Source organism: Paenibacillus vulneris (genome assembly GCF_039543185.1).
Classification (GTDB): Bacteria; Bacillota; Bacilli; order Paenibacillales; family NBRC-103111; genus Paenibacillus_S; species Paenibacillus_S vulneris.
This window is the reverse complement of record NZ_BAABJG010000001.1, coordinates 41228-51077: the sequence shown is the minus strand read 5'-3', so window position 1 is coordinate 51077 and position 9850 is coordinate 41228. Positions and strand designations below refer to the sequence as shown.

The window sequence follows — 9850 nt, the reverse complement described above, 5'->3', positions numbered from 1 at the left end:
GCATCGTCGCCTTGGTAGGCCATTACCCTACCAACTAGCTAATGCGCCGCAGGCCCATCTGTAAGCCACAGGTTGCCCCGTGTTTCATGATTCCCCCATGCGAGAGAACCAGCTATCCGGTCTTAGCTATCGTTTCCGATAGTTATCCCGATCTTACAGGCAGGTTGCCTACGTGTTACTCACCCGTCCGCCGCTATCCCCGAAGGGACCGCTCGACTTGCATGTATTAGGCACGCCGCCAGCGTTCGTCCTGAGCCAGGATCAAACTCTCCATTAAAGTGATCACCGAAGTGATCTATAATAGAGCTTGTCTTAAGCTCAAAATTCAATGCTAGCGAGAATTTTCATTCTCTGTTCAAACATTCACTCGTTGTTCAGTTTTCAAAGGACAATGTCTATCACTTGCTCATCTGTTTTACCAGACAAGATCGTAATATATCATATCTTGTAGCTTCAATGCAAGTAAAACTTTTTTTCCATTCTTGGGATTACCCAGCAAGCTCAGAAACGATGTTAACTTGTTTTGAATCTATCGTGCCGCTCTTCAGCGACCGTGGTTTGTAATGTACCACATCTCCTAGCTTCATTGCAAGCAAAACTTTTTTTCCATTCTTGGGATAGTCCGGCAAGCTCAGAAAACGATGCTTCACTTGTTTTTGAATCTATCACGCCGCCCTTCGGCGACCGTGGTTTGTAATGTACCACATCTCTTAGCTTCATTGCAAGCAAAACTTTTTTTCCGTTCTTGGGATGGCCCGGCAAGCTCAGAAACGCCATTTCACTTGTTTATGAACCTATCACGCCGCTCATTCAGCGACCGTGCTTTGTAATGTATCATATAGTAGATTAATAATGCAAGTAGAAAAACCTTGTGCGCTTTCCACCTTATTTAGAGAGAGGCCCTCCAAAAGAAGCCCCTCTCTTTTTTATGACCAAATGCACTTTATCCCTCGCATGAAACCGTCAGGGCTTCACCCGGCTCCAGACGAAGCTCGTAGCAATGACGGCCCAATGCAGAAGGTGTGACCTTGCTGCTGTCTCCCGACCAGGAATAGGCATCGAATCTTTCAGGGAGCTTTACTGTTATCGCAGTTGCCCGTTCAGCAACAAGCTGCGCACGGAAGGAACCCTTTCTTGTATCCCAGGACATGGACAGCCTCCCTGTACAGAAACGAAGGTCCGTCACAGAGCCTTGCTGCCATTTATCCGGCAGTGCCGGAAGCAGCTTGACCAGCTTAGGCGATACATAGAGCAGCATCTCCTGAACCGCATTGACCCATCCCATGTTGGCATCCATCTGAATAGGCGCTTCCGTCATGTTCATGCACACGCCCATATTCCGCCAATCGTTGTGTAGCGTGAAGAAATTGTTCAGCAAGCACGAGCGGGATAATATATCAAGGCATTCCAAAGCTTTGTTGCCGTCTCCGAGCCGCGCATAAATAGCAGCCATATGGACGAGCGACCAGCCGCTTTGCGCTCCGATTAACCGCTTTTTGACCGCCGTCTCGAAGGCTTCAAACAACTCCGGCTGCTCCTCTCTAGTAAATTCCTGTCCAGGGAATATCGGATAAATATGCGACAAATGCCTATGATCATACCGGTCGTCAAACGTTTCATTCATCCATTCCCGAATGGCGCCGTCCTTATTTACCTGATAAGGAGGAATCCGCCGGATCATCTGCTCCCACTTCTCGACCTCATCCCCGTATACTCCCGCTTCGCAGCTTCCCTCAACCAAATGAGACAGCAGCTCCTTCATAACGGCAAAATCCATAGTGGCATTAATCGTCGTAGGCATCGGATGCGCCAATGGTCTGCCATCGGTCGGCATAAAATTTTGCGGTGTATTTTCCGGCGAAACGGAAGGATAATACTTATAGAAGCCGTCCTCGCCCAACACAAGAAAATCTTCATAGAACAGAGCTACTTCCTTCATGAACGGAAGCACCTTTCGTTTCAAAAAGGCTTTGTCACCGGTATACAAATAATACTCATAATAATGTCTGGCCAGCCACCCCGCAGCACTGGTCCAATTCATAATAACGGGAACAATCTGGTTAGGAACGCCGATCCCCGGTGTAGAACCTGCCGGAATATAAATGCCGCGGCAGCCGTACAGCTTGCGAGCGTTGTCGCGGAAATCGTTCATCATGCTGTCATAGTAATGGATGAGAGCAGGCATCAGCTCGCTGAGCCCCCCTGCCGGGGCATGCCAATACATCATTTGCACATTCTCATTCGCCATGTTGTGGCACCAGGTCAAGCGGTAATCACCGCCCCAAAGACCATACATGCCAAAAGGATATCCTTGTTCGCGCGTACCGGATATGAATAAATACCGGCCGTACGCCCACATTTTCTCGATTAAGCTTGTCGGAGCTTCTCCGTCATATGCCTCCAGCAAAAGCTCTTCATTCGTACGCTCATCATGAGCCGCCCCTAGCTGCAGGGAAGCGGAGCGGAATAATCGGCCGTGCAGCTCGGCATGAGCGTTCAGCAGCTCCTTGTAATCGGCTTGTATAGGAGATAACTCCTCTTGAAGCCGTGCCCACTCCTGTTCACGCCGCCCTTTTACAAACACCTTGACGACCACGAGCAGACTCGACGATTCACTGACGCGAATTGCACCCGGGAGAGCCTCCCTGCTGCCTGTTGCGGATATCAATCGAAGCACCGCTCCGTAATCCGTACCATCGTCGTTGCGTGCAGCGTAATAAATATAGTCGCCCTCAGCTTTGATCTGGACGGTTTCCTCCATTTCCTTGCATTTGTCTGCCAAACGAGGGCTGTCCGTCGGATGAAAAACCAGACTTAATTCCGCTTGTATGGAAGGCCTGTCCGATTGAACCTCATAGACTATCGCATTGTCCGCTCTCGACACGAACAAGCTTCTTTTGTAGGCCGTCTCACCGTCCTTCCACGATACCGTCACTTCCCCGGTTTCCATATGAAGAGTCCGGCGGTATTGCTTGAAAGCATGCTCTCCCTGCATCATCAGCTTCAGATCGGCTACAGGGAACCTGGCTGCCAAGCGGGTATTATAGCCTTGTTCTTTCAAGGCATTGGTTAAATTCCAGCTGGCTTCGAGGTATCTCTCCTCATCCATCAGCTTCCTCGTCTCATCGAGCTTATGGCTGACATCCGGGACCACATCCTTTTGACCCCAATGCCACAAGTCCTCATGAGTAATGAGGATGGTTTCTTCTTTAATTGCGCCGAAGACGGAAGCGCCTATTTGTCCATTCCCTGACGGCAAGCCTTCCCTCCATTTATTTTTCCACCATGAAGCCGGATATTTTAAGGTAAGCTGGTTATGGCTCATAAGATTCTCTCCCAGTGTTCATTTTTTACTGATTTGATCCCTTATTCGGTTTCCTTATGAAAGCCATTTCATTATAGTTCCGATTTGTTTTGATGTCTTTGCACAGAATCGTATCTATTTGTCCTTTTTTCCAATATAATAGAGAACGACATTGATTGCTAAGAAGGTGAACCCGTTTGAAAATTGCCGTTTACAGCTTCCAGGTGGATTACCTCACACGTTATTCCGATTTCAATCCTTTACTGCTTTTTGCGCAAAAATATGTCTTTGGCCCACGGGAGCAATGTCCGCTGCGGATCTGTTATACCAACGCCATCATTCTGGTGGAGTCCGGTCAAGGCATTCTGCGTTTGAATGATCAGCAATATCAGGTTCAGACGGGTTCTCTTGTCTATATCCCTGCGGGAACAATCCATCAATGGACCTCGGATGCAAGCGACCCGATGATCCATCGCTGCGCCTACTTTGATTGGAAATATGTCGACCGGCCGGGATTTCAATACCAGAGGAATTATTTTAAAGGGATAGATACCTACATAGAGGAGCTGATCTCCCCTTGCCCGAAGCTTGAGCTGAATGAAGTAACGACCATCAACAATATTCCGTTATGGGTCTCTTATTTCAATGCATTTACCCCGCCGCCGGAGCTGCTGGGAGGACGCAACCCGTGGGATTTCCTGAAATACAATGGAGCCTTCCAGAGCTTCCTGCATCAATTCCTTGCCTATGCTGTAAAACATCACGTGACTTATGATCCGCGAATCAAAAAAATATTGGACTTTATTGAAAATGAGCCGCTGGAGCTGGAGGTTGCGCAGCTGTACGAGCTGGCCCACGAGCTTGGATTAGGCAAAAGCCGATTTCACGACCTGTTCAAGCAGGACACAGGGTATACGCCGAGCGATTATTTGAACCGGTTAAAATATCATCACATAGCGGAGGATTTATGCTTCTCGCGTCTTTCCATCACGGAGATTGCCGAGAAGTACGGATTTTCTTCGATTCATTACTTCTCCAAGGCATTCCGCCACGCAACGGGAATGTCGCCCTCCGAATATCGGGACAAGTATAAAGCGCTGCTATGACGCCCTCGAATAAAAAAAGCCGGCAGTAATCAGCTTTATGCACTGATCTCCTGCCGGCTTTTGGCAAGCCCGGCCCGCTTAGAGTTGCTCCATTGGTAAAATGAAAAGACCTTGACCGCATGTCTTAAGCCTGGCTGCGGTGAAACATAACCTCGAAGCAGCTTCCTTCCCCTTCCTTGCTTGTGACTCTCACAGCTGCCCGGTGCATCCTCATGATTTCGGAGGCAATAGACAGGCCCAATCCGGCTCCGCCGCTCTCGCGCGAACGTGCCTTATCCACCCGGTAGAACCGGTCGAAGATAAGATGCAGCTCATCTTCGGGAATCCCGATCCCGGTATCGCTAACCCTTAGCATCAACTCGTTATCTCCGTGCGGTATGCACGAAACCGTGACCTCCCCTTCGGGAGGAGTATATTTGATAGCATTATCTAACAATATATAAATCAAGCGGTGCAGTTGGTCCTCATCCCCCATAACGTATGCATCCCCACTCCCGGATGGCGATTCACCGATTCGAAGCTGAATCCCCTGCTTCTGAGCAACCGTTTGCATTGACTGCACCGCATCTGCACATAGATTACACAGATTAACCTGCTCCCTCTGGAACGTCCAGGACTGCGAATCGCTTCTGGCCAGAAGCAGCAGCGACTCGACCAATCGGGTCATTCTCTGGACTTCATCCTTCAACCCGTCAAGAATGTGCTGCTCGAACGCAGGCAGGCTGGACTTGTAGTCCTGCAGCAGCTCTACGGACGAATGCATCACGCTGAGCGGCGTTCTAAGCTCATGAGAAGCATTAGCGGTGAATTCCACCTGCTTGAGATAGGAGTCCTTAATGGGCCCCATCGCCCTGCCCGCAAACCAATACCCTCCGGCCGAAGCGATTGATAGCAGGACGACGGAGAACACTAACAGCACCCATTTCATTTGGCTGAGCAGCATGATGTCCGAAGAAATATCTATGGCTGCCCAGGCCGTACCTCCTGCATTCATTGCGGCGCTGCCGACAAGAAAATGCTGCTTCTGCTCCCCATCCTGTATTTCCAGCCTCTGCTGATTCACGGATTGCCCTGCTCTGGCCCATTGCACCATCTGCTCTGACATAGCAGCATATGCCGTCGATGATACGTACAGCCTGTTATCAGAAGCTTTGATCACTACCAGCTCATTGGATTGCAAATACTGCCAATCGATACCTCTGGATTCTCGTTTACCATCGCGGTGATCCTTGAGCCCCTCCTCCAGGCGATGCTCCCATTGGCGGCTTGTTTTCTCCAGGATGTTGGCCATCTCCGACCGTTCATTCCTTTGGATCGTTTCCTGCAAAAAGAAGTAGTAAGCCAACGTAACAAGAATTAAAATCAGCGCCAATACACAACCGAATACTAAAGTCAGCCTCATTCTTGTTCGTTGGAACACGTCGAGTCCTCCTTTATCATCAACCGGTAGCCGAAGCCCCGCACATTATGAATCAGCTTATCCGGGAAAGGATCGTCCAGCTTTTTGCGCAGCAGCTTGATCGTTGCGTCCACCGCATTCAAGGTGATTTCCGCATCCAGGCCCCATACGCGGTCGAGCAGCTGCTCCCTGCTTAATACTTGCCCCTGATGATCCGCCAAAAAATCAAGCAGCTGGAATTCACGCCGCGATAGCGAAAGGACTACCCCGCTTCGAATCACTTCCCGGCGTGTCTTGTGAATGACGAGCACATCTCCCAGGCTCACCTTCTCCCCTTCCCAATTCGTCTCCTTCCTTCTGAACAAGGCATGGATTCGAGCAATTAATTCTTCAAAAGCAAACGGCTTGACCAAATAATCATCCGCCCCGGCATTGAGTCCTTGTACTCGATCGGTTACCGTATCTTTTGCGGTCAGCATCAGAATGGGCGTAAAATCCTTCCTTGCCCTGATTTGCTTGCACAGCTCTATCCCGCTCTTGCGCGGGAGCATCCAGTCCAGGATATAAATATCAAAGGCAGATCTCTCTATGAATGATTCCGCTGTCTGGGCGTCTTGTGCCCATTCGACTTGAAACAGCTCTTTCTTCAGCTTGTATTGAACCAGCTCACCAAGCCTGGCATCATCTTCCACTAATAAAATGTTCAAGGTCCTTCCCCTCATTTCTACAAGCCAAGTAAGTTAAATCTATCTTGTCGCCGTACACTTTTCAGCATGATTTCATTTTTAGCACTGGCCTGGCTGTCCAGACAGACTGGCGTTTGGGTGCGTGTCAGCGATACGCTGTTCGAGCTGGTTCGCTTCCCGCTTCAAATTGCCGAAATGACGGAAGGGAGCTTCGATCCTGCTGTAGGTCATACTATGGCCTCCTTGGGGCTTCAACTATCATTATTTGACAAGACAGCCGATTCTAGACGATAGAACAGGACTGAATACGAACGTTTCCTTTCGAGATGCAGAGCTGGACGAACAGGTCCAGTCCGTTCTGCTTGCCAAGCCGTTTAGGCTCGATCTGGGAGCGGTAGCCCAAGGCTTCGCCGTTGATCTGGCCGCCAAGGAGCTGCGGATGACGGAGCATTTTCCAATCGTCCAGCTTAATACCTATAACGATACTCTTCTAACATGAAATTGAAGTGAAAAATCATGCAGGAACGAAACGATGACGCACTCTACCGTTTCTTCATTCATCCTAGTGCCCAACAAAAAACATCTCCTCCGCAGCTCGGGTTCCCTAAGGGTTCCTTTGCCTTCCGGAAAAGATGTTAGCTTCGTCAAATATGAACCAGATCAATGATTGATGAGTTAAGAAATGGAGGTATTCCCTTCATAGTGAAGCTTCAGATGCTCCGATATGGATGTGAACCGGAAGCTCTTCATAATGTCCTCCAGCTTGGACTTCGTTCCCCGCACATTGTAGTAATGAATGAAATGCTCCTTAAGCGGCAGCTCCAGCTTGTGCTCGCGGGCATCGATCTCCCTCGGATGCAGGTAGACGATAGAGCTCTTTCCTTGGCGGTTCGCCGATCGAATGGCCGATTTGATGACGAACTTGGGAAAAAAACGGAAGTAAAACCCTCCCGAATACCCGACGTTTTTGCCGGACACGTTCATCACAGACATAGGGACTTCATAGATTCCCAGCTCCCGCCCGTTCACTTGCGGTTTATGAATGACCGTCGGAGCCGTCGGAATGCCGTACAAAAAGGTTTTCACCGGAAAAATACTCGCGTCGTATTGCATCCCCAGCTCCTCCAGCGCCTCCAAATAGTGCAGATTTCGTTCCACTATGGACCATGAAGGAGCGCGGTATCCCAAGACAGGGGATCCCGTTAAAGCCTCCAGTATATCGACCGATTTTTTTACGTCGGCCTTGAATTCGTCGTAGGTTTGCTTGTATGCAAGCTCATGGCCGTAGCCATGGGAAGCAACGTCATGCCCTTCCTTCGCGATCCGCTGGACGATGTCCGGGTACTTCTCGCCGATACAGCCCAGCACGAAGAAGGTCGCCTTGCAGCCGGTGTCACTGCAGAGCTGAAGGAGCTCGTCCATATGGGCCCTGAAATTGGAGCCCTTGCTCGTATCCGGGGCCATGTTATCGTAATTGGCGTGAAACCATTCCTCAATATCGAAGGTGAGCATATTGCTGACACGGCCATCGATCGGCCGAGTGCTGGAAGCGCTAGTATGGTTAACGTTGTTAAGCAAATGTCTTGACCCCTTTGATGGCGAATGAAGTGCAGAACATGCTGGAGAGCTGGCCGCTCTCAGCGCCCTGGCTTACGAATTTGAAAGGATGATACAGCTTCAAAAATTGGATGTCCTCGAAGCCATGCCGGATAAACTCCTTCTTTAGCTCCTCCATCGCATACATTTGGTCGAACTTTTTGCTTTTCTCGAACAAACGAAGCAGCTTTCTTTGAATGGAGCCTTTGTTCAACGTCTCGATAAGCAGCGTCCCGCCCGGCTTGGTTACCCTTGCAAGCTCCCGGATGACATCCTTGTATTGCTCGATTAATTGGATGACGCCGATGCAGAGCACAACGTCAAAACGGTTGTAGTCAAACCGCAAAGCGGTCAAATCGTCAGTCGATGTTTTCAATCCGCGGGCTGCTGCAAACTCCAGACTTTTCTCGGAGAAGTCGACTCCGTATACGGTATTATCCTTAACCAGCGGCTCGCTGAACGCCCCTACTCCGCAGCCGGCGTCCAATATCTGCTTGCCCCGGCATTCTCCGAGCCAGCGCAGAGTATGATCCCTCTGCATAAAAAAGCTTTCTTCGTTAAAATAATCCGACGATTTGACCGACGCACCATGCGTCTCGGCTTTGTTATCGAAGTACTGCTTCCAGTTCAATTGACTCATTATTTTTACATCCTCCGATGGAACATCCATATGATGGTGAGAGTTTTAGCGGCTTTCCTGCGAAAAGCTCTAAGGCAAAATATACTTCATCAACCGTTTGCCTGCAGGATCGGTGATAAAGGAAGGAATGACCTTCCACAGCTCGACGAACAGATGCAAGCTTTGCTTGTCAGGAGCTCCGGCAGCATCGCGGCCTCCGTTATACACGAGGTACTTCAGCTGTATCGGCTCAGCGCCCCATTGCTCCTTGTATTTGTACGTCCCCGAGCCTGTCTGAGACCGGCCAAGGTCCAAATACTTCAAGCCGTTCCGTATGCCGAATCTTACAGCCTCCCAGTACATGAAGTTGTTCAGGTACTTGCTGTTATATTCGATAAGATTCGCCCCGTAGGGATAGTAGAGCGTTGAATTGCCCGGGCTCGTCAGCAGCAGCATCCCGCCCACGATCTCCCCGGATTGCCGGTCCAGTACGGACAGCAGGAATGTTTGCTCCGGCAGCTGTTCGAAAATCCGCCGGAAGAAGGATATATCCGGGGCCGGTGATCCCAGCTGCTTCATTCTTTTTACATACACTTTATAGAAGCTGTCCAAGTAGCCGGAATCAAAGGACACGGAGAACCAGTCATTTTTATATACCTTGCGTACATGGTTTCTGTTGCTTCTCGAGGATAGGGACAGCACGTCCTCCTCATTCTCCGATAATGGAAGCAGAAACGTATGATGCTGAAGATTCCGGCTCCAGCCTGGCTGCTCGATGTCCTGATCCTTGAGCCGCAGCTCCGTATAGCCTAGCGAATAACGATCCTTCATGTCCATCGCCGCCTTCAGCGCAAAGCGGTACGACGCCTCGCCATCGGCGCATAGATCCGTGTAATTGACAAAGGGCAGGGACACGCCTACTTTTTTCAGCGCCAGATTACGGCCGGCAATCAGAGGCATGATCGCACAGATACGGCCATCTTCATTCACAACGGCATGATAAAGGCATTGGTATCCGAAGGAGCCCAGCAAAATCTGTCTAAAAGCCGTAGTATGAAATACGGTCCCCCTCGCTTGCGCGAACCGGTCCCATTCATCCTTCATGGCTTCGGTATAGGCAACGCACCTGTACATGAATGA

9 protein-coding genes and 1 rRNA gene are annotated in these 9850 nt (G+C 49.9%); 2 read left to right on the top strand and 8 right to left on the bottom strand.

Annotated features, from left to right (window positions below; genetic code table 11):
* Both ABEA66_RS00305 and ABEA66_RS00300 read right to left on the bottom strand, forming a co-directional pair.
* Positions 1–277: ribosomal RNA gene (locus tag ABEA66_RS00305) — 16S ribosomal RNA — on the bottom strand; the annotation flags it as partial.
* A 666-nt stretch (positions 278–943) separates the two neighbouring features.
* Entirely contained in the window at positions 944–3325 is a 2382-nt protein-coding gene (locus tag ABEA66_RS00300; protein WP_345584967.1) for a glycosyl hydrolase family 95 catalytic domain-containing protein, read from the bottom strand.
* Between the two features lie 176 nt (positions 3326–3501).
* On the opposite strand from ABEA66_RS00300, the gene ABEA66_RS00295 reads away from it, so the two are divergent.
* Positions 3502–4410, top strand: coding sequence for an AraC family transcriptional regulator (locus ABEA66_RS00295; protein ID WP_345584965.1), 909 nt, complete (start codon positions 3502–3504; stop codon positions 4408–4410).
* 124 nt (positions 4411–4534) lie between these two features.
* Here the strand turns inward: ABEA66_RS00295 and ABEA66_RS00290 are convergent, their stop codons facing one another.
* The 3 genes from ABEA66_RS00290 to ABEA66_RS00280 all read right to left on the bottom strand — a co-directional run bounded on the left by ABEA66_RS00290 (position 4535) and on the right by ABEA66_RS00280 (position 6726).
* Positions 4535–5830: a sensor histidine kinase gene (locus ABEA66_RS00290; RefSeq protein WP_345584963.1), complete on the bottom strand. Its 1296-nt coding sequence runs from the start codon at positions 5828–5830 to the stop codon at positions 4535–4537.
* On the bottom strand, positions 5809–6516 hold the full coding sequence (locus ABEA66_RS00285; RefSeq protein WP_345584961.1) for a response regulator transcription factor: 708 nt from the start codon (positions 6514–6516) through the stop codon (positions 5809–5811). Before ABEA66_RS00285 ends, ABEA66_RS00290 begins: the two co-directional genes overlap by 22 nt.
* Positions 6517–6594: 78 nt before the next feature.
* Positions 6595–6726, bottom strand: coding sequence for a hypothetical protein (locus tag ABEA66_RS00280; protein ID WP_264082132.1), 132 nt, complete (start codon positions 6724–6726; stop codon positions 6595–6597).
* Here ABEA66_RS00280 and ABEA66_RS00275 point away from each other — a divergent pair.
* Positions 6725–6994 carry an FAD:protein FMN transferase gene (locus tag ABEA66_RS00275; protein ID WP_345584972.1) on the top strand — a complete coding sequence of 90 codons (270 nt, stop codon included), beginning with the start codon at positions 6725–6727 and terminating at the stop codon, positions 6992–6994. The two genes, ABEA66_RS00280 and ABEA66_RS00275, sit on opposite strands and share 2 nt — an antisense overlap.
* Before the next feature lie 176 nt (positions 6995–7170).
* Here the strand turns inward: ABEA66_RS00275 and ABEA66_RS00270 are convergent, their stop codons facing one another.
* The 3 genes from ABEA66_RS00270 to ABEA66_RS00260 all read right to left on the bottom strand — a co-directional run bounded on the left by ABEA66_RS00270 (position 7171) and on the right by ABEA66_RS00260 (position 9844).
* On the bottom strand, positions 7171–8073 hold the full coding sequence (locus ABEA66_RS00270) for a polysaccharide deacetylase family protein (RefSeq protein ID WP_345584957.1): 903 nt from the start codon (positions 8071–8073) through the stop codon (positions 7171–7173).
* Entirely contained in the window at positions 8066–8731 is a 666-nt protein-coding gene (locus tag ABEA66_RS00265) for a class I SAM-dependent methyltransferase (RefSeq protein ID WP_345584955.1), read from the bottom strand. The genes ABEA66_RS00270 and ABEA66_RS00265 overlap by 8 nt, the downstream gene beginning before the upstream one ends.
* Positions 8732–8800: 69 nt before the next feature.
* On the bottom strand, positions 8801–9844 hold the full coding sequence (locus ABEA66_RS00260; protein WP_345584953.1) for a GNAT family N-acetyltransferase: 1044 nt from the start codon (positions 9842–9844) through the stop codon (positions 8801–8803).
* Between the last annotated feature and the right edge of the window lie 6 nt (positions 9845–9850).